The 18,856-nt window shown below is 66.3% G+C and carries 17 protein-coding genes and 1 pseudogene; 8 read left to right on the plus strand and 10 right to left on the minus strand.

Annotation, left to right across the window (positions count from 1 at the left end; translation table 11 throughout):
• Position 1 precedes the first annotated feature (1 nt).
• Positions 2-571: a GNAT family N-acetyltransferase gene (locus ACXI0U_RS16645; protein WP_021221388.1), complete on the minus strand. Its 570-nt coding sequence runs from the start codon at positions 569-571 to the stop codon at positions 2-4.
• Between the two features lie 251 nt (positions 572-822).
• On the opposite strand from ACXI0U_RS16645, the pseudogene ACXI0U_RS16650 reads away from it, so the two are divergent.
• Positions 823-4,303 (plus strand): annotated as a pseudogene (locus ACXI0U_RS16650) (hybrid sensor histidine kinase/response regulator).
• Between the two features lie 382 nt (positions 4,304-4,685).
• Positions 4,686-5,750, plus strand: a complete 1,065-nt coding sequence (locus ACXI0U_RS16655; RefSeq protein WP_479550587.1) for a GGDEF domain-containing protein — start codon at positions 4,686-4,688, stop codon at positions 5,748-5,750.
• 11 nt (positions 5,751-5,761) lie between these two features.
• On the opposite strand, the gene ACXI0U_RS16660 is transcribed toward ACXI0U_RS16655, so the two are convergent.
• On the minus strand, positions 5,762-6,574 hold the full coding sequence (locus ACXI0U_RS16660; RefSeq protein ID WP_431482507.1) for a MerR family transcriptional regulator: 813 nt from the start codon (positions 6,572-6,574) through the stop codon (positions 5,762-5,764).
• 312 nt (positions 6,575-6,886) lie between these two features.
• Between ACXI0U_RS16660 and ACXI0U_RS16665 the strand changes: the two genes are divergently transcribed.
• Entirely contained in the window at positions 6,887-7,801 is a 915-nt protein-coding gene (locus ACXI0U_RS16665; RefSeq protein WP_479550588.1) for an alpha/beta fold hydrolase, read from the plus strand.
• Complete coding sequence (locus ACXI0U_RS16670) at positions 7,798-8,682, plus strand: metal-dependent hydrolase (RefSeq protein ID WP_479550589.1); 885 nt, start codon at positions 7,798-7,800, stop codon at positions 8,680-8,682. The genes ACXI0U_RS16665 and ACXI0U_RS16670 overlap by 4 nt, the downstream gene beginning before the upstream one ends.
• Before the next feature lie 55 nt (positions 8,683-8,737).
• On the opposite strand, the gene ACXI0U_RS16675 is transcribed toward ACXI0U_RS16670, so the two are convergent.
• The 5 genes from ACXI0U_RS16675 to ACXI0U_RS16695 form a co-directional block, all read right to left on the minus strand.
• A complete protein-coding gene (locus tag ACXI0U_RS16675; protein WP_431483516.1) occupies positions 8,738-10,099 on the minus strand; it encodes a DNA recombination protein RmuC in 1,362 nt (453 codons plus the stop codon).
• 166 nt (positions 10,100-10,265) lie between these two features.
• The gene (locus tag ACXI0U_RS16680; RefSeq protein WP_021221395.1) at positions 10,266-10,673 is read right to left on the minus strand and encodes a tetratricopeptide repeat protein; all 408 of its coding nucleotides are present in this window, start codon (positions 10,671-10,673) and stop codon (positions 10,266-10,268) included.
• A gap of 348 nt (positions 10,674-11,021) precedes the next feature.
• Positions 11,022-12,077 (minus strand): AraC family transcriptional regulator, encoded by a 1,056-nt coding sequence (locus ACXI0U_RS16685; RefSeq protein ID WP_431482509.1) that lies wholly within the window; start codon positions 12,075-12,077, stop codon positions 11,022-11,024.
• An 11-nt stretch (positions 12,078-12,088) separates the two neighbouring features.
• A complete protein-coding gene (locus ACXI0U_RS16690) occupies positions 12,089-12,841 on the minus strand; it encodes an RES family NAD+ phosphorylase (RefSeq protein ID WP_431482510.1) in 753 nt (250 codons plus the stop codon).
• A 37-nt stretch (positions 12,842-12,878) separates the two neighbouring features.
• A complete protein-coding gene (locus ACXI0U_RS16695; RefSeq protein WP_021221398.1) occupies positions 12,879-13,250 on the minus strand; it encodes an antitoxin Xre/MbcA/ParS toxin-binding domain-containing protein in 372 nt (123 codons plus the stop codon).
• A 123-nt stretch (positions 13,251-13,373) separates the two neighbouring features.
• On the opposite strand from ACXI0U_RS16695, the gene ACXI0U_RS16700 reads away from it, so the two are divergent.
• Together ACXI0U_RS16700 and ACXI0U_RS16705 are read left to right on the plus strand one after the other, a co-directional pair.
• Positions 13,374-13,856 carry a GreA/GreB family elongation factor gene (locus ACXI0U_RS16700; RefSeq protein WP_479550590.1) on the plus strand — a complete coding sequence of 161 codons (483 nt, stop codon included), beginning with the start codon at positions 13,374-13,376 and terminating at the stop codon, positions 13,854-13,856.
• A gap of 51 nt (positions 13,857-13,907) precedes the next feature.
• Positions 13,908-14,495 (plus strand): hypothetical protein, encoded by a 588-nt coding sequence (locus ACXI0U_RS16705; protein WP_479550591.1) that lies wholly within the window; start codon positions 13,908-13,910, stop codon positions 14,493-14,495.
• Between the two features lie 206 nt (positions 14,496-14,701).
• Here ACXI0U_RS16705 and ACXI0U_RS16710 read toward each other — a convergent pair whose 3' ends face one another.
• Positions 14,702-15,148, minus strand: coding sequence for a LexA family protein (locus ACXI0U_RS16710; RefSeq protein ID WP_265169509.1), 447 nt, complete (start codon positions 15,146-15,148; stop codon positions 14,702-14,704).
• 102 nt (positions 15,149-15,250) lie between these two features.
• Positions 15,251-16,849, minus strand: coding sequence for a M28 family metallopeptidase (locus tag ACXI0U_RS16715; RefSeq protein WP_271658685.1), 1,599 nt, complete (start codon positions 16,847-16,849; stop codon positions 15,251-15,253).
• A gap of 508 nt (positions 16,850-17,357) precedes the next feature.
• Here ACXI0U_RS16715 and ACXI0U_RS16720 point away from each other — a divergent pair.
• Positions 17,358-17,909 carry a GNAT family N-acetyltransferase gene (locus tag ACXI0U_RS16720; RefSeq protein ID WP_431482512.1) on the plus strand — a complete coding sequence of 184 codons (552 nt, stop codon included), beginning with the start codon at positions 17,358-17,360 and terminating at the stop codon, positions 17,907-17,909.
• Positions 17,910-18,087: 178 nt separating this feature from the next.
• On the opposite strand, the gene ACXI0U_RS16725 is transcribed toward ACXI0U_RS16720, so the two are convergent.
• Positions 18,088-18,327 carry a DNA-binding protein gene (locus ACXI0U_RS16725; protein WP_081672337.1) on the minus strand — a complete coding sequence of 80 codons (240 nt, stop codon included), beginning with the start codon at positions 18,325-18,327 and terminating at the stop codon, positions 18,088-18,090.
• A gap of 243 nt (positions 18,328-18,570) precedes the next feature.
• Between ACXI0U_RS16725 and ACXI0U_RS16730 the strand changes: the two genes are divergently transcribed.
• Complete coding sequence (locus ACXI0U_RS16730) at positions 18,571-18,855, plus strand: hypothetical protein (protein WP_043243146.1); 285 nt, start codon at positions 18,571-18,573, stop codon at positions 18,853-18,855.
• Position 18,856: the final 1 nt, after the last annotated feature.

Below are 18,856 nucleotides of genomic sequence, written 5' to 3' on the forward strand. Positions count from 1 at the left end.
TTCAGTTGCCGAAGGAAGCTTCCAGGGCCTGCTTCACCGCCGGCCATTCACGGTCGGTGATGCTGTAGAGCACGCTGTCGTCGAGGCGCCCATCGGCCAGGCGGCGGTTGTTGCGCAGCACCCCTTCGCGCTGTGCACCGAGCTTCTCGATGGCCTTCTGCGAGCGCAGGTTGCTGCCCGCGGTCTTCAGTTGCACACGCACCACCTGCCACTCCTCGAAGGCGTGGCGCAGCATCAGGTATTTGATCGAAGCATTGAGGCCACTGGCATGCTCGCTGCGGGCCAGCCAGGTCCAGCCGATCTCCACCGCCGGCAGGGCAGGCATGAAATCCGCGAAACGGCTGGTGCCCACCAGGCGGTCGCCCAGGCGGATGGCGAACACCACGGCCAGGCCTTCGCGCTGCTGGGCCAGGCCCTGGCGGTACCAGTCCGGGCGCAGCGGGCCGCTCATGTAGACCAGTTCGTCGCGGTTGGCTTCAGCGAGGGCCGAGAGCTCGGTGATGTCGGCCTCAGTCAGCGGTTCCAGGCGCAAGGCGCCACGCTGCAGGATGACCGGTTGCGGATTGAACATCTGCGCCTCCTCAGGCGAAAGACCCCTGCTGATCAGAGCGTCCGGGCACCCGGAAGTGCCCTGCAGGGCGCCGGCCTGGACGATTGGAAGTCCGCCGACAAGGTTGCCACGCTAGCAGCCCCGCCAGCAGCGCTCAACCCCGCCTGCGACCTTGGTCGCAGCTGCCTGACGGACAACCGGCTTTGGTGCGAAACTGCCGCATCGAGACACAGGTGGGCGCATCCGTCCGCCGCTTTCACTTCGGAGTCTGCATGTCGTTGTCCAGCGGGCTGATCGCCGCGGTCGCCCTTCTCTATATGGCCGTGCTGTTCGCCATCGCCTTCTATGGCGACCGCCGTCGCGCGCCCATGCCGCCGAAGGGCCGTGCCCTGGTCTACAGCCTGTCGCTGGCGGTGTACTGCACCAGCTGGACCTTCTTCCGGCGCCGTGGGCCAGGCCGCCGGTCAGCTCTGGGCCTTTTTGCCGATCTACCTCGGCCCCATCCTGCTGATGGTCTTCGCCCCCTGGGTGCTGCAGAAGATGGTGCTGATCAGCAAGCAGGAGAACATCACCTCCATCGCCGACTTCATCGCCGCCCGCTATGGCAAATCCCAGGCCCTGGCGGTGGTGGTGGCGCTGATCTGCCTGGTCAGCGTGCTGCCCTACATCGCCCTGCAGCTCAAGGGCATCGTCCTGGGCGTCAACCTGCTGATCGGCTCCGGCGCCGAATCCACCGGCACCCGCGCCCAGGACACCGCGCTGATCGTGTCCCTGGTGCTGGCGCTGTTCACCATCCTTTTCGGCACCCGCAATCTCGACGCCACCGAGCATCACCGCGGCATGGTGCTGGCCATTTCGTTCGAGTCGCTGATCAAGCTGCTGGCCTTCCTCGCCGTCGGCATCTTCGTCAGCTTCAGCCTGTTCGATGGCTTCGACGACCTGACCCTGCGCGCCATGCAGGCCACCCACCTGGAGAGCTTCTGGCTGCAGCCGGTGGATCTGGCCGACCCTGATCGTGCAGACCGGCGTGGCGATGGTGGCGTTCGTCTGCCTGCCCCGGCAGTTCCATGTCGCGGTGGTGGAAAACATCGAGCCCCGTCGACCTGCGCACCGCGCGCTGGGTGTTCCCGCTCTCACCCTGGGGCTGGCGGCGCTGTTCGTGGTGCCCATCGCCCTGGCCGGCAAGATGCTGCTGCCCGCCGGCGTGATGCCCGACTCCTTCGTCATCAGCCTGCCCCTGGCCGAGGCCCATCCGTCCCTCGCCCTGCTGGCCTTCATCGGCGGCGCCTCGGCCGCCACCGGCATGGTCATCGTCGAAGCCGTGGCGCTCTCGACCATGGTCTCCAACGACATGCTGCTGCCCTGGCTGCTGCGCCGGCAGAGCGCCGAGCGCCCCTTCGAGGTGTTCCGTCACTGGATGCTCTCGGTGCGCCGGGTCAGCATCGTGGTGATCATCCTCCTCGGCTACGTCAGCTACCGCCTGCTGGGCTCCACCGCGAGCCTGGCCACCATCGGCCAGATCGCCTTCGCCGCCATCGCCCAGCTCGGCCCGGCCATGGCCGGCGCCCTCTACTGGAAGCAGGCCAACCGTCGCGGCGTGTTCGCCGGGCTGGCCACCGGCGCCCTGCTCTGGGCCTACACCCTGGTGCTGCCACAGGTGGCCCGGGGCTCGGCTGGCCGCTGGAGGCCTTCCCCGGTCTCGCCGGGCTGATGGCCAACCCGCTGAACCTGCCCATCGACCCGCAAACCCAGGGCGTGGTGCTGTCCCTGGCCGGCAACTGGCTGCTGTTCGCCTGGGTCTCGGTGTTCTCCCGCACCCGGGTGTCCGAGCACTGGCAGGCCAGCCGCTTCATCGGCCAGATCGTTTCGGCGCGGCCGAGCAACCGCTCGCTGCTGGCGGTACAGGTGGAAGACCTGCTGATGCTGGCGGCGCGCTTCGTCGGCGAGGAACGTGCGCGGCAGAGCTTCGTGCGCTTCGCCTACCGCCAGGGCACCAGCTTCAACCCGGTGCAGAACGCCAACCAGGACTGGATCACCCACACCGAGCGCCTGCTCGCCGGCGTGCTCGGCGCCTCGTCCGCCCGCGCGGTGGTGAAGGCCGCCATCGAGGGCCGCGAGATGCAGGTGGAGGACGTCGTGCGCATCGTCGACGAAGCCTCCGAGGTGCTGCAGTTCAACCGCGCCCTGCTGCAAGGGGCCATCGAGAACATCACCCAGGGCATCAGCGTGGTCGACCAGTCCCTGCGCCTGGTGGCCTGGAACCGCCGCTACCTGGAACTCTTCGACTACCCCGACGGGCTGATCAGCGTCGGCCGGCCCATCGCCGACATCATCCGCTACAACGCCGAGCGCGGCCTGTGCGGGCCGGGCGACGCCGAGGCCCACGTCTCGCGCCGGCTGTTCTGGATGCGCCAGGGCAACGCCCATACCTCCGAGCGCCTGTTCCCCAATGGCCGGGTCATCGAGCTGATCGGCAACCCGATGCCGGGCGGTGGCTTCGTCATGAGCTTCACCGACATCACCGCGTTCCGCGAAGGGGAAAAGGCCCTCAAGGACGCCAACGAGGGGCTGGAGCAACGGGTCACCGAACGCACCCTCGAACTGTCCCAGCTCAACCAGGCGCTGATCGAGGCCAAGGGCACTGCCGAAGCGGCCAACCAATCGAAGACCCGTTTCCTCGCCGCCGTCAGCCACGACCTGATGCAGCCGCTTAACGCCGCGCGGCTGTTCTCCGCCGCCCTCGCCCACCAGCAGGACGCGCTGCCGCCGGAGTCCCGCGAGCTGGTGGGCCACCTCGACAGTTCGCTGCGCTCGGCGGAAGACCTGATCACCGACCTGCTGGACATCTCGCGCCTGGAAAGCGGGCGTATCACCCCCGACCGCGCTGCCTTCCCCCTGGCCGCGCTGTACGACGCCCTCGGCGCCGAGTTCAAGGCCCTGGCCCAGGAGCAGGGCGTGGACTTCCGCGTCAGCGGCAGCAAGCTGCGCATCGAGAGCGACATGAAGCTGCTGCGCCGGGTGTTGCAGAACTTCCTCACCAACGCCTTCCGCTATGCCAAGGGCCATGTGCTGCTGGGCGTGCGCCGCGAAGGTGGCCTGCTGCGCCTGGAGGTCTGGGACCGCGGCCCGGGCATCCCCGAAGATAAGCGCAAGGTGATATTCGAAGAGTTCAAGCGCCTGGACAGCCACCAGACCCGCGCCGAGAAAGGCCTGGGCTTGGGCCTGGCCATCGCCGACGGGCTCTGCCGCGTGCTCGGCCACCACCTGGAAGTCCGCTCGTGGCCGGGCAAGGGCAGCGTCTTCAGCGTCAGCGTGCCCCTGGCGCGCACCCCGGCACCGGCCCCCGTCGTGCCGCAGAAGGAAGCCAACGGCCACGCCCTGGATGGCACCCAGGTGCTGTGCATTGACAACGAAGACAGCATCCTCACCGGCATGCACCGCCTGCTCTCGCGCTGGGGCTGCCAGGTGTGGACGGCGCGCAACCGCCTGGAGTGCGAACACCTGCTGGCCGAGGACGTGCGCCCGCAACTGGCACTGGTGGACTACCACCTGGATGAAGGCGAGACCGGCACCGAGCTGATGGCCTGGCTGCGCACCCGCCTCGGCGCACCGGTACCGGGCGTGGTGATCAGTGCCGACGCCCGCGCCGAACTGATCGCCGAAGTCCACGCCGCCGGCCTCGACTACCTGGCCAAGCCGGTCAAGCCCGCCGCCCTGCGTGCCCTGCTCAGCCGACACCTGGTGTTGCGCTGAGCGGCTCGCGCTGCGCACCCGGTAATTCTTCGTCGCAGCTCGGGAGCAACCCGGCAGGTCTCACGGGCCGGATTCCCCGGCCTGGCTCCCCGCCCCTGTCGATGGCGTATCCGTCACCGTCCAGCGTCTAGACTTCTGCCATCCGCGCAGCCGTCGAGAGGCCGCTGTTCACCTCGACGGCGCGGCCCGGTATAAGGAGTGCCTGGCGCACCTGCCGCCACGCCGTAGAGACAGGAGTCTTCGCAATGAATCTTTCCAGTGGGTCGGGCCCGGTGCCGACCACCTTCCCGAGCGCCCGGCCGAGGACTACCTCGCCGAACGGGTCGCCACGCTCTTCTCCACCAGCCCTTCGACGGCAGTCGGCAACGTCTTCTCCGGCTCCATGGTGTTCGGGGTCTACCACGCCAGCGCGCCACTGCGCGGGCTGTGCATCTGGCTGGCCATCCTGGTGGTGCTGATGGTGGTGCGCCTGTCCCTGGTGCGCGCCTGGCGTCGTGATCCGCAACGCTTCCCGCCGCTGACCTGGGCGCGCATGACCATGTGCCAGTGCGGCGCCGTGGGCGTGGCCTGGGGTGTCGGCGCCATCTGGCTGATGGGCTATGGCACGCCCTACGAGGACGTGATCTTCGGCTGCATCGCCCTGGCCTCGGTGATGGTCGCCATGAGCAACGTCTCCTACTGGCCGGCACACCTGGCCTTCCACGTGCCCATGTTCTTCTTCCTCGGCATCGCCTACGGCCGTGACCCGGAGCCCCAGGCGATGTTCCTCGCCGTCTCCGCCTGGGTGGTCTGCCCCTTCATCGCCGAGATGGGCCGGCGCCTGCAGATCCGCTTCAACGAAGCCCTGAAGCTGGCCTGGGAACACCAGGTGCTGGCGCACAAGTACGCCCTGGCCAACCAGGAACTGGCCATCCTCAGCCGCACCGACGACCTCACCCGCATCGCCAACAAGCGCCACCTCGACGAAACCCTGAAGCGTGAATGGCACCGCTGCGCGCGCAATCACGAGCACCTGGGCGTGCTGATGCTGGATATCGATCACTTCAAGCTCTACAACGACAGCTACGGCCACCTCGCCGGCGACATCTGCATCCGCCAGGTGGCCGAGGCGATGCGCGCGAGCATCCGCGAGCACTGCGATTTCGTCGCGCGCTTCGGCGGCGAGGAGTTCACCGTGGTCATGCCCGGGGCCGACCTGGAAACCGCCCGCGCCATCGCCGAACGCATCCGCGCGGCCGTGGAGGACCTGGACCAGCCCCATGCCGGTGCCGAGCGCGGCCACCTCACCGTGAGCATTGGCGCGGCCTCCACCGAGCAGGGCACGGCGATCAGCGAGGAGGCCCTGGTGGGTAACGCCGACGTGGCCCTCTACGCGGCCAAGCACGCAGGGCGCAACCGGGTGGAAGCCTTTCGCGGGCAGTCCACCCTCCTCGCCCCCGTGCACTGAAGGCGCGGGCTTCAGCCCTTGAGAAAGCCCCTGAGCAGCTCGCCGACACGGCCACCCAGCTCCTGGTTGGCCGAGAGCTGCAGCCCGCGCGCCAGCTCGCTGTCCACCACCTGCTCCACCAGCGGGCGCAGCGCCAGCAACTGACGGTTGAGGCCTTCCAGTTCGGCGACATGGGGCAGGCTGGTGCTGAGCAGCGGGTTGACCAGGTGATCGACGATCATCCGCACGATGCCCTCCGCCACCGGCTCCACCTGCTGGCGGATCGTGGCGAACTGCTCCAGCAGCACCAGCAGCGGAATCCCTGAACGGTGCAACTGCACCCCGGCATTGAAGATGCGCGGGTTGAGCACGAGCAGGTGGTCCCCGGCGAACTCGATCAGCCCCAGTTCCTGGGCGATGTCCATGGCCTCGTCGGTGAGTTCGTCGCCGAACAGTGCCTGCACCTCATCGAAGCCCAGGGGGGTGGGCTCCAGCTGGGTCCAGTCGCCGACTATGGCCTGCTCCAGGCCGAGCACATGGGCCAGGTCGCGGCCCTGGTCCCAGGCCTCGAACAGCTCGCGGATGCTGGCAATGCTGTAGCCACGCTCCAGCAACTGGCCGATCAGGCGCAGGCGCGCCAGGTGCTCGCCGCTGTAGATACCCACACGACCCCGGCGTTCGGGCGGTGGCAAGAGCCCGCGATCCTGGTAGGCACGCAGGTTGCGCACGGTGGTACCGGCCTCGCGGGCCAGCTCGTCGACCGTGTATTCCTCACCGGGAACGGGCTCGGGGATGTGCGGCGCCTGGGCGAGCAAGCGCTGCAGGAAACTGGGGGAATTCTTCATGGGCGGATCATATCTCCGTGCCACAACGGCCAACAACAGCGCCGCCAGAGGCCCAACCTATGGCTGGACCTGCCGGCACAGAGGGCCCGCCAAAACCCGGATAACGCCACGCAAGCCCCCTGCCACGGTACTTTGCGGGCAGCGGTAACGCGGTAACAGGCGCACCGGCGAAAGTGCCCCAGCATCTGGCCAGCACCGCATCCCTGGCCGACAATCGATGACATCGAATGATGTAACGATTCAGGCCCGCAGGAGATCCGTCATGCCCGCCACGCACCCCGCCCCCCTTTGCCCGCACCGGGAGGCGAGCCGATGAACGCGCCCCTCACCCTCGAACCCCAGCGCGTGACGGTGCAAGGCGACGGCGTGCGCCTGGCCACCTACCAGTGGGGCAATGCCAAGGGGCCGACCCTGCTGCTGGTGCACGGCTACCCGGACAGCCACGAGGTGTGGCTGCCGCTGGTGCGCGAGCTGGCGGCGGACTACCGCATCATCGCCTACGACGTGCGTGGCGCCGGCGCATCGGAGGTGCCGCCGCGCATCCGCGACTACCGCCTGCCGCGCCTGGCCAATGACCTGGAAGCGGTGCTGCGTGCCCTCAGCCCGGATCGCCGCGTGCACCTGGTGGCCCACGACTGGGGCTCGATCCAGAGCTGGGAAGCGGTGACCGAGCCGCGCATCCAACCCCTGCTGGCCTCCTACACCAGCATCTCCGGCCCCTGCCTCGACCACGTCGGCCACTGGATGCGCAGCCGCCTGCGGGAAAAGCGCGTCGGCGCCTACCTGCAGATGCTCGGGCAACTGCTCAGCTCCTGGTACATCGCCTTCTTCCACACCCCGCTGCTGCCGGAGCTCACCTGGAAACTGGGACTTGCCCGCGCCTGGCCAGGCCTGCTGCGCCGCGTCGAAGGCATCGCCAAGCCACACGTCAGCAGCACCCAGCTCACCGACGGCCAGCGTGGGGTGAGGCTCTACCGCGCCAATTTCATCAGCAGCCTGTTCCGCCCCCGTGAACGTCACACCGACCTGCCCGTGCACCTGGTCATCCCCACCCGCGACTGCTTCGTGCGTCCGCAGCTGTTCGATGAGCTGACCCGCTGGGCGCCGACCCTGTGGCGCCGCGAAGTGCGCGCCGGCCACTGGCAACTGCTGGCCGAGCCGCAGCGGCTGGCCGGTTGGCTGCGTGAATTCGTCGACCGCGAGGAACCGGCCAGGAGAGCCTCATGAGCACCGAGCACCACCGCCTCGAACAGCGCAAGGTGCGCTTCGACTTCGCCGACACGCCGCTGCACTGGGTACCGGGCGAACCCGAGGCTTCGCACATCATGAACAGCCTGCACCTGATCCTGCCGGCCGGGGAGTTCTGGTTCTGCCGGGTCTACAACAAGGCCCTGCCCCAGGTGACCGACCCGTTGCTGGCCGAGGACGTGCGCGGCTTCGTGCGTCAGGAGGCGCAACACGCCCGCGCCCACGACAGCGCCTTGAAACCCTACCTGGAACGCCACGGGCTGGACCCAGCGCCGGTCACCGCCGGCATCTACCGCCTGTTCGACAAGGTGCTCTGCGACCACCCGCTGGGCGAACACCGCCTGAGCCGCTGGCTGCAACCCTGGTGGCTGCGCCAGCGCGTCGGCCTGATCGCCGCCGTGGAACATTTCACCTGCGTACTGGGCAACTGGATCATCACCACCCGCAGCCTCGACCAGGCCGACCCGGCGATGCTCGACCTGCTGCGCTGGCACGGTGCCGAGGAAGTGGAGCACCGCTGCGTCGCCCATGACCTGCATGTGCACTTGGGCGGCAGCCTGCTGGCGCGGGGGTTCTACATGGTGGTGGCGTGCATCGCACTGATCACCCTGTTCAGCGTCGGCTCCGCCAGCCTGATGCGCCAGGACCCGGCTACGCGCAAGCGTGCCGGCTTCCTCCGCCACTGGCGTCGCCTGGGCGCCCGCGACACGCTGCCCACGCCCGCCAGCATAGGCCGCGCGGTGCTGCGCTATTACGAGCCGGGTTTCCACCCGCGTACCGAAGGCGATCTGTCAGTGGCGCTGAGTTACCTGGAGCGCTCGCCGGCAGCGCAGCGTGCCGCGGCGGAAGCGGGCGCCTGACCCGCCGGCCGGCACCGAGGAATGAGGCCCACCAGCTGGGCCCAGAACGAAGGCATCACTCCTCCAGCTCATCCAGCAGCGGCAGCCCTGCCGCGCGCTCGAGCAGGTCGGTGGGTAGGCTCTTGCTGGCGCGGGCCCCTAGCAGCTTGATGTTCTCGACCCGGCTGACGAGGTTGCCGCGCCCGTCCACCAGCTTGTTGCGGGCAGCGGCGTAGGCCTTGTCCAGCTGCTGCAGGCGGCTGCCCATCTCGTCCAGGTCCTGCACGAAGGCGACGAACTTGTCGTAAAGGGCCCCGGCGCGCTCGGCGATCTCCCGGGCGTTCTGGCTCTGCCGCTCCTGGCGCCACAGGCTGTCGATGACCCGCAGGGTGGCCAGCAGGGTGGTCGGGCTGACGATGACGATGTGCTGGTCGTAAGCCTCCTGGAACAACCCCGGATCGGCCTGCAAGGCGGCAGCGAACGCGGCCTCGATGGGCACGAAGAGCAGCACGAAGTCCAGGCTGTGCAGGCCCTCCAGGCGCTGGTAATCCTTCACCGACAGACCCTTGAGGTGATTACGCAAGGACAGCACGTGCTGCTTCAACGCCTGGGCACGGACGGCCTCGTCTTCAGCGGCAATCAGCGCCTGGTAGGCGGTAAGGCTGACCTTGGCGTCCACCACCACCTGCTTGTCGCCCGGCAACTGGATCAGCACGTCGGGCTGGAAGCGCTGGCCATCGGCGCTGCTCAGGCTGACCTGGGTCTGGTACTCGCGGCCCTTCTCCAGGCCGGCATGCTCCAGCACCCGTTCCAGCACCAGCTCGCCCCAATTGCCCTGGGTCTTCTGGCCCTTGAGCGCGCGGGTGAGGTTGGTGGCCTCATCCCCCAGGCGCTGGTTGAGCTGCTGCAGGCGCTCCAGCTCCTTGCCCAGGGAGAAGCGTTCGCGCGCCTCCTGTTGATAACTCTCCTCGACACGCTTCTCGAAGGCCTGGATGCGCTCCTTCAACGGGTCGAGCAGCTGCCCCAGGCGCTGCTGGCTGGTCTCGGCGAAACGCTGCTCGCGCTCATCGAAGATCTTCCCGGCCAGCTCGGCGAACTGGGCGCGCAAATCATCGCGAGCGGCCTGCAGATCGGCCAGGCGCTGGGCGTGGGAATCCTGCTGTTCGCGCAGCTCCGCGACCAGGGCGGCACGCTCGCTATCCAGGCGACGCAGCTCGCCCTCCTTGCGCTCGCGCTCCTCGCTCCAGGCCGCCTGGGCTTCGCGAGCGGCCTTGCGTTCGACGCCGAGCAGCTCGGCCTCGCGGCGCAACGCAGCCAGTTCGGCCTGTTGGGCGGCGTTGTTCTGGGTGAGTTCGCGGATTTCCACGCGGCTGTCGTCGAGCTGGGCACCGAGCCCGTCCTGGGCCATCTGCGCGGTGGCGAGGCGCTCGTCGAGCAACAGCCGTTCGAGTTCGCCGGCGGCAATGCGGCGTTGCTGATGCCAGGCCAGGCCCAACAGGGGAACAGCGGCGAGCACGAGGCCGATCAGCAGATTGGGCAGGTCGAAGGGCATGGGGGGCTCCGCGGAAGGATGCCGGGCAGTATACCCAGCGCCCAGGCGGCGGTCAGGCGCTGGGCAGACGGCTCAGCAGGCGCTTGGCCTCGTGGGAACCCTGGGCGGCTGCCTGCTCCAGCCAGTGGCGGGCCTGCTGCAATTCCTGGGTGCGGGGCTGTGCATAAAGGCGGCCCAATTCGAGCTGGGCGCGGCGATCACCGGCACGCGCGGCCTGGCGCAGCATGTCGAAGCCGATACGGCGATCACGGGTGTTGCCACAGTCGCGGCAGAGCATCTGGCCGAGGCGGCTCTGAGCAGCCACCACGCCCTGACGGGCCGGTTGCTTGAGCAGTTTGCCGGCAAGCCGCTTGACGCTGGCGGCCTGGCCGAGGCGAGGGTTGTCGAGCAACCAGAGGGCCATGCGCAGGGGCAAGCGTTGATTCTGCTGGGCGGTTTCGACGAGTGCTCTGGACTTCATGTAAAGGGGTGTGGCGGCCGGGAAGGTCGCGCACTCTACTCCTTTTTCGCCGCAGGTAAAGTCTTGCCAAGCCTGGGAGCGGCGTTCTAGAGCAAGCGCTCGGGACAATCCACAGAAGCTGTGGATAACTCTGTGGGAAAACAGCGAGAAATCCCCTTCAAACCCGATGAAACGGGCGCTCCCGTCAAATTGACGTTTTTTTCACCAACCTGAAAACCCTTTATTTTTCATTGCTTTAATAGAGCGCCACGAAGAATCAAGCGGTTACGCGCGAATGTGACTGCGAAATGACAAGCTGCCTCGCCATTGTGCACAACTCATTCCTGTCAACCCCTGCAGCGCCCCGTTTCAGGGCGCTTCGGCCCCTTTTCCCCGGCGAAAAGCCGTCGGCGGCAAGCCCGTCCAGCGACGAAAGGCTCGGGAGAATGAGCTTTGTTCGGCGAAGCCCAGCAGGTAGGCGATTTCCAGCAGGGCGAAGTCGGTGTGCTGCAGGTAAAGCTGCGCCAGATCCTTGCGCACTTCATCGAGCAGACCGGGCAAGGCCAGGCCGGCTTCCCCCAGGCGGCGACGCAGGATGCGTGCAGTGAGCCCCAGATGCCCGGCCACATCGTCGAGGCCGATCTGCCCCTGCGCCAGACCGGTGCAAAGCGCCGCACGCACCTCGTTGGCCAGGTTGGCGTCGAGGCGATAGGCCGCCAGGCAGGATTCGCCCTGGGCGTCCATCAGGCTGCGCAGGTGGGCGTCGGCCTCTCGCAACGGCGTCTGCAGCAGCGCCCTGTGGAAAATCACCGCATTGCGCGTGCAACCACCCTGGACCGGGCAGCCAAGCACCTCGGCATAGACGTCGGCAGCCGTGTCGAGGCGATGGCGGAACTCCACCTGCAAGGGCTGCGCGCGCCCGCCACTCAGCCAGCGACCGAAGGCCAGCCAGCCGGCCAGGGCCATTTCCACCGCCTGGCGGGGCACCCAGGGCAACAAGCGTGGCCGCCAGGTTAGAGCAACCTGTTCACCCTCCTCCTCCAGCCGGGTTTCGCCGATGTCCCAGACCAGTTGCTCGAAACGCTGCAGACGCTGGATGGCCTCACCCAGCGTGGCGCAGCTCATGGCCGAATAACCGAGCACCTGGAACGAACGCGGACGCACGGCCAGGCCCAGGCGCAGGCCGATCAGCGGATCGCCCCCCAGGCGCTCGGCCTGCAACAGCAAGGCGAAGGCCTTGAACAGCGGCAAGCGATAGCCCGGCAACGCCAGCTGCTCCGCCGGGATATCCACAACCCGCAGCAGCTCGCGGACATCCAGGCCGCGCTCTGCCGCCGCAGGCAGCAGCGACTCCACGTAGCTCGCGGCGATGCCGGCGGGGGAACCGACCAGGGACAGCAGCCGTTGTGGCCAGGATTCGCTCATCGGGCGGGGGCTCATGCCGGCTGCGGCAGGCGACCGTCGACGAGGAACTGGGTCATGCGGAACAGACGCGGTGTGTCCGGTGCCTGGGCATGTTTGAAGGCGACGTATTCGGCCGTGGTTTCGCAGAGCCAGGGCGTGAGATTGCGCGGCCGCCGCTCGGTGAAGGCTTCAGGGGTGAACAGGGCGATATTAGTGCCCTGCAACGGACAACGCGCGGAGCGGTACTCGAAGGCCTCGACCCCCGCAGCGCGCATGGCGGCACCCAGCGCCTGGCTGGTGCTGTAGTCCACCGGGTCGGCGAGTGCTTCGTCGTGGGCATCGAAAGGCGGCAATTGCAGCTGTACACCGCGCTCGACCTGGAAGCGCGCCTCGAAGGACGAATGCTCGGACAGGATGCGCCCGCTGGGCGGCGGCACCGCCATGCCGCTCCACAGCACGAAGCGGTAGAAGGCGCCTTCGGCCATGGCGGTTTCCAGGCGTGATGCGGCATAGAACAGGCTGGGCTCGTGAACGGTGCCGAAGCGCGATCCCCAGCGCAGCGGCGGGTAGCGGAACGGGGTCTTCAGCAGGTAGTGCAGCGGTTCGGCGCTGCGGGGCAGTGGCGGCTTGCTGGTCTCGATGAGTTCCTCCAGCAACGCCTGCTCGGCGAGGTTGTCCACCAGTTGCAGGGTGGCCACCTGCTCCTGGCTCTCCACCAGGCGCACCAGGCGGCCACGCAAGGGCCTGATCCGTTCCGGGCCTTGGCAGGTCGTCCAGATATCCATGTCCAGCCTTCCTTCGTTGTTGTTATCGGGGGGACGTTCAGATCTTGCCGCGGATGGCGTCCAGGTACTCCACCACCCTTACCAGACCCTGCACCTGGGCCATCAGTTCGAGGGGCACGGCACCCAGGTGGCGGTTCTCGGTGCGCAGGAAATGGCGCATGTCGTCGAGGTTGCCGCCGAACAAGGCGAACAGGGCGCGGTAGGCGCGGATCAGCAGCAGCGCCAGCTCGCCGGTCTTGCTCTGTGGGCGGATGCCGCCGCTGTCCGCCCAGCGGGTGATGGCGGTACGGTGCACCCCGACGATGTCGGCCAGTTGCTGCTGGGTCAGCCCCAGTTGCTCACGGGTATTGAGCAGGGCCTTGGCCAATACGGCATCGGGATCGAGGGTGGGGCGGCTGAGGGCGCTCATGGGATTCCTCCGTGCGTTTGAATCAATATAAAGCAAATATGCTGCAAACACACAAAATACAATCCCCTCCTCTTCACCGATTGGCAGCCGTAGAATGCACCCTTCGCCGCAGGAATCTCCGCCATGGACAAAGCCCGTATCCAGCACTTGATCATCGACACGCTCACGCACGATCTGGAGCTGCTGCAACGTGCCGCACAGACGGCTTATGAAGCAGCGACCCATGAAGAGAACGTCGCCGAGAACAAGTACGACACCCTGGGCCTGGAAGCCTCCTACCTGGCTACCGGGCAAGCCCGCCGCGCGGCCGAGATCAAGCAGGCGATCGGGCTGTTCCAGAACCTGGTGCTGCGTGAACACGACCCGGCCCTCGGCATCCAGCTCAGCGCACTGGTGCACCTGGAGGCCGAGAACGGAAGCGGCCAGCTACTCTTCCTCGGCCCGGAAGCTGCCGGGCTGAAAGTGCAGGGCGAAGACGGAGAAGTCACCGTGATCACCCCGCGCTCCCCGCTGGGGCAGGCCTTGCTGGGCAAGGGCGCCGGCGCGGAGATCACCCTGGTGATCGGCAGCACTCGGCAATGCTATGAGGTGATAGCAGCCCATTGAGATCGAACCTGGCACGCCCGGATCGGTCCATTGGCCACACAGGAGGTCCCCATGCCCACTCGCAGCCGCACGCTTCACGTCAGCCTCAACCCGGTGAAACTGGTGCTCTGCATCGCCCTGGGCATCTGGCTCGGTTTCCTCGCCGTTGCCGGCACCGCCTGGTTCGGTTATCGCCACCTGGTGAGAGCCGCCTGGGAGCAAGTGGGCCAGAGCGCTACCGCCCCCTTGGGTTCGCCGGTGGGGCCTGCCCCCACACCTGCACCCGCCCCACAAAGCAACGCGCAGATGTTCGAGCGCTACCAGCAGAACCAGGGTGCCGCCCAGCAGCGGGACAACGCCCGTATCGAAGAGACGGAACGCCTGGCCAGCCCCAAGTGCCAGTTCTGGACCGCCCAGCAGCGCAACGCCCCCAATGAGAAAGCCCGGCAGAACATGGAGCGCTTCTGCAACCGAGGCACCCCGCCGCACGTCGTTCGACCCGCACTTTATTGCGCCTCTGCTGCCGAAGTTTTCAAGCACCGGCGTATTTCGCCCAAAGTAGCCGGCCAGCCGACCGAAGGCGGGGCCTGTCAGGGAAGCGTCACGGATGCCGGACTAAACTCCAGATGTGTGCCCATCTGCGGGCACCGAGGCGGTTAGCGATGAGTCCTGAAGCCTTTATCGTGTTGTTGATCCTGGGTTGGCTGCTGGTAGCCGTTGCGATGCTCTGGGCCATGCTCAGAATCACCCATCACCACCATCACCCCACCACCCGAGCGCCACGTGAGCAGGTCGAACACCCGACCAGCGGGCGCAAACCCCGGCAAGCGACCGTACCCCATCACTGAGGTACGGCCTCACCCCCCTCACGCCAATGGCTGCCAGCGCTCCGGTCGACGGAAGCTGTGGGTGACCACGCCGCGGATCATCCAATCCTGCTCGGGCGAGAGGTTCAGCGCGGGGTAACGGGCGTTCTCCGCCATCAGCACGCGGCGCCCGTCCTCGTGGCGCAATCGGCGTATGTAGAAATCCCCCTCGATGACCGCCACCACCAGGCTGCCGTCGACGGCTACGCGGGAGCGATCCGCCAGCAGCAGGTCACCGGCGACCAGGCCCATGCCATCCATGCTGTCGTCTTCCAGACGCACGGTGAAGGTTTGCGGAATGTCGATGCCCAGGAGCTCGTCCAGGCTGACGCAGCCTTCCAGGCGCAAGCGCACCGGCCCTTTGGCGTTTTCATCGATGGCGAGGGTGTAAAGCGGGAGTTTGGCGAATGACGGCCCCAAGCGGCCGATGATGCGGACGTTACCCATGGCGGAGCCTCCATATACTGTTCATGCATACAGTATTTGCGCGCCCGGGCTTCGTCAATGGGGAGCTTGCGCCGGGATACCCGGCGCAAGTTAGATCAGGCGTTACTTGATGTAGGCATCACCCCAACGCTCGATATCGCGTACCGCGGCCTTGCGCAGGGTCGCGCCCTGGGCCTTCTTCGCCGCTGCGATTTCGTCGTCGATGATCTTGGTGGAAATCGACAGCCAGCTGGTGGCGAACGCCATGGCGTCACCATTGATCTCCAGTGCATCGAGATCGATGTTCGCCGTGCTGTCACACGCACTGTGGTAGCAGGGGTCGAACGGCTGACCGGCTGCGCCGCCATATTTCTGCGCCTGCTCTTCGGTCTTGATGTCCTCGGCGCCGGTGAACAGGCCACCGAAGGCGATGCCATCCTCGAAGAACTGCGCATAGTCGGAGCGGAAGTCGATCTCGGTGCCTTCGAACTGCGCACGGCGCAGCTTGAAGTAGGCCTCGAACAGATGCTCGATCGCCGCCGAACCGGCCGGCCCCTTCAGGCCAAAGGAAGAACCGTCGCCGTCATAGATGAAGTTCGCGTAGTTCGGCGAGCCGATCATGTCGAAGTTCAGGTATGCCTTGATCTTCTTCTTCTCCTCGGGGGTGAGGTTGTTGACGTAGTAGGTCGAGCCCACCAGACCGGATTCCTCGGCGCCCCACCAGGCGAAACGCACCTTGTTCAGCGGGTAGGCCTTGCGCAGCAGCACGGCCATCTCCAGCAGCGCGGCGCTACCGGAACCGTTGTCGTTGATGCCTGCGCCCTCGAACACGGAGTCCAGGTGCGAACCGACCATCACCACGTTGTTCGGGTTGCCGTAGCGAGTCTCGGCCACCAGGTTGTAGGTCTGGGTCTTGGAGCGCACCACATCGACCACCATGCGCAGTTGCAGGCCTTCAGTACCAGCCCAGGCGGCGCCGTTGTCGTAGGTGGCGAAGATCACCGGGATGCCGCCTTCGTAGCCATCACCCAGGGTGACGTTCTCCAGGCCCTTGCGGTCGTCGGTGTTGCCCTGGTTGAAGATGATCACCCCGGCGGCACCGGCGGCGGCGGCGTTCTCGGCCTTCATCTCGAAGTTGCAGGTGCCCCGCTGGATCAGCGCGATGGAACCGCTGGGGAAGTTGGCGAAGTCTTCCGCCTCGCAGCCGCTGGAGGAGTTGTTGCCCGCTCCCAGGGCCACGTCCACGGGCACCACCTTGGCGCTCACGTCACCGGCTTCGGTTTGCGAGAGGTAAGTGAAGTCCGTATCCCAGACGTAGTTGCCAGGGGTTGGTGTGACTGCGTTCAGGGTGCCCGGCCCTTTCGGGTAGTAGGCGGTGAAGGGGAACGGCTGCACCGTCACCTTGTAGCCGGCCTTCTGCAGGGTCTTCTTCACATAGTCAATGGACGCCTGGTAGCCAGGCTGCCCAGCGGCGCGGTTGCCGCCATTGAGGCTGGCGATGTCCTGTAGCGCCTGGAGCCGGGTGAAGATGTTGCTCGCCTGCAGGCAGCGCGGCAGGCCGAGCGGCGTGCCGACCAGCAAGGGCGAGTTGCAGATGGAAGGGTTGGGTTTGCCGGGACTCCAGAATTCCTTGAATTCGGCGTCTGCGGCGGGGCTGGCGAAGGAAGCGGTGGAAACGGCGAAAGCGAGGGAACCGACAACACGTCTGAAATTATTTTTCATGCTGACTCCAATCCTTTTGAAGTGGTTGTAGGCAGGCCTGAAATGGCATTGCGCCACTGTCCGGTACTTCATCCTTCGGACGGCCTAAAACCTAGACTGGAGGGTGTAGCCGGGGTTCTTCGCGCGTGACGGGGAAAACGTGCACTTTGTCGCTTTTTCGATACAAAAAGGCGCAAGCTGCGACGAACGTTTCGGAAAATGAACTCATTTTGATATCAATAAAATGTCTTTTGGCCATCATTTCGGGAGCGGTGCAGGGTGACCGACGCGGCAACGGCTCCGAAGGATCACGGAGCACCGAAGAAGGATTCAGGGGCCTTGCTTGACCAGGTACCAATCTGTGGCCCTTGAGCTCCTGCTCGGCACGACGGTGTCGTCCCCGTAGGCGTAAGCCGGATCAGAGGCCTTGTACAGCGGCAGTACCTCGATCTCGCTGGCTTCCTGCTCGGTTTTCAGCCGGGCGCGCTACCATCCCGGCCCCACACCCTGGATCAACTGCAGGAAGCCCATGAGCAGCACCCCGGACATCACCCTTCACACCGCACCGGTAGCCGATTCGGACCTCGACTTTGTGTTCACCTTCGAGCGGCGGCAGGTAGTGGACCGGGTCATTCGCTTGCAGGCGGGCCACGCGGTGGAGAGCGCCGATCCCTTCATCGACGACTGGTCCCCGGCCGACCGCCAGGAAGTGAAGGACACGCTGCGGGCCGCTCTGGCCAACGGCGGCTTGGTCTGCCTGGCGACCCGCCTGGGGCGGGTCGTCGGCTTCGCCTGTGTGGACGGCGCGCCTATAGAACCCACCGGGCGCTACCGGCCATTGAAGGAGTTCCATGTCGAGGCCACCAAGCGTGGCAGGGGCGTCGGGCGCCTGCTGTTTGCCCGCTGTCTCGAAGAGGCCCGCCACAAGGGCATCCAGCGCCTGTATGTCTCGTCCCACTCGGCGAGGGAGACGGTGCGGTTCTACCAGCGTCAGGGTTGTGTGGATGCGCAGTGGTTGTGGCCGGAACAGGCTGAGCGGGAGCCTTGCGACTATCCGATGGAGTACGAGGTTGGGCGATGAGCAGCTCTGCTTGTCTGGCATTCCCTTGCCCATGAACCTGGCGAAGCATGGCATCCACTATTCAGGAATGCGCTGGCGTTCGTCCGGTCTCAGCTGCCGGGAGCACGACTGGAGAAGCCAGGCGCTTAGGCAGAAGCGATACAGCGCTGGGCGGAAAGCTGCGGGTCACAGCCCGTGGTCACTCAGCGCTGGATGGCGATAAATCTGGATGGGTGTCGTCATAGGCCGGGCTTGTCTGCCCGATCTCGGGTGCAATCTGGCCGCAAGCCAGCCAGAACGCGTACTGGGGATAGGCCTTCACAAGCACGTCGATCTCTTCCGTGCTGACTCTCACCGCACCTTTGCTGACGCTTCGCCAACGGTCGTGGTTGCCTCCACCCAGTTCACTGGCCTTTTTCGGTCCCAGCCGCTTGATCAACGCTCGTGCTCTATCGCCCGCTGTCTGCATAAAACATCTTCGACCTTAATTCTGGGCAATAACTTCCCAGAACATGATTTCGTGGGATATAGTTCACCCGTGGGAAATAGTTACCCAAGGGAAGAAGGCGTGCAGGCCTTCGAAATAGCCACGGATAGTGACGGAATGGGCATGGAACGGGAAGACCTCTTGCCGGCGGCACTGGCTGCTTTGCCGTCAGCGACTGGCACTGGAGTGGAAAGCATGAGCGAGCAACCTGTGGACACCAGAACGGCCCTGGTAAACCTGGGACAGACGGTAGTAATGGAGCTGCACTGGGAAGAGGTGCCGCACCCTCTGTTCTGCTGCTACCACATCGTGGGCGTGGTGGTGCCGGTGGAGGGTATTTGCGAGGAGGGCTACTTCCTGGTGAAGAACGCGCTGGCGCCGGGGCCGTTCCCGGATGAGCTGTTCTGGTCAGACATCCGCCGGATGAAGGTGCTGGTACAGCGCACCCTGCTAGCGCAAGGCGCGCACGGGCATGCCTGAA

The organism is Pseudomonas sp. C9D1 (assembly GCF_056491235.1).

Coding starts and splice junctions, on each gene's coding strand:
- ACXI0U_RS16645 (WP_021221388.1), bottom strand. CDS start 571: ATGTTCAATCCGCAACCGGTCATCCTGCAGCGTGGCGCCTTGCGCCTG.
- ACXI0U_RS16655 (WP_479550587.1), top strand. CDS start 4,686: ATGGTGTTCGGGGTCTACCACGCCAGCGCGCCACTGCGCGGGCTGTGC.
- ACXI0U_RS16660 (WP_431482507.1), bottom strand. CDS start 6,574: ATGAAGAATTCCCCCAGTTTCCTGCAGCGCTTGCTCGCCCAGGCGCCG.
- ACXI0U_RS16665 (WP_479550588.1), top strand. CDS start 6,887: ATGAACGCGCCCCTCACCCTCGAACCCCAGCGCGTGACGGTGCAAGGC.
- ACXI0U_RS16670 (WP_479550589.1), top strand. CDS start 7,798: ATGAGCACCGAGCACCACCGCCTCGAACAGCGCAAGGTGCGCTTCGAC.
- ACXI0U_RS16680 (WP_021221395.1), bottom strand. CDS start 10,673: ATGAAGTCCAGAGCACTCGTCGAAACCGCCCAGCAGAATCAACGCTTG.
- ACXI0U_RS16685 (WP_431482509.1), bottom strand. CDS start 12,077: ATGAGCGAATCCTGGCCACAACGGCTGCTGTCCCTGGTCGGTTCCCCC.
- ACXI0U_RS16690 (WP_431482510.1), bottom strand. CDS start 12,841: ATGGATATCTGGACGACCTGCCAAGGCCCGGAACGGATCAGGCCCTTG.
- ACXI0U_RS16695 (WP_021221398.1), bottom strand. CDS start 13,250: ATGAGCGCCCTCAGCCGCCCCACCCTCGATCCCGATGCCGTATTGGCC.
- ACXI0U_RS16700 (WP_479550590.1), top strand. CDS start 13,374: ATGGACAAAGCCCGTATCCAGCACTTGATCATCGACACGCTCACGCAC.
- ACXI0U_RS16705 (WP_479550591.1), top strand. CDS start 13,908: ATGCCCACTCGCAGCCGCACGCTTCACGTCAGCCTCAACCCGGTGAAA.
- ACXI0U_RS16710 (WP_265169509.1), bottom strand. CDS start 15,148: ATGGGTAACGTCCGCATCATCGGCCGCTTGGGGCCGTCATTCGCCAAA.
- ACXI0U_RS16715 (WP_271658685.1), bottom strand. CDS start 16,849: ATGAAAAATAATTTCAGACGTGTTGTCGGTTCCCTCGCTTTCGCCGTT.
- ACXI0U_RS16720 (WP_431482512.1), top strand. CDS start 17,358: ATGAGCAGCACCCCGGACATCACCCTTCACACCGCACCGGTAGCCGAT.
- ACXI0U_RS16730 (WP_043243146.1), top strand. CDS start 18,571: ATGAGCGAGCAACCTGTGGACACCAGAACGGCCCTGGTAAACCTGGGA.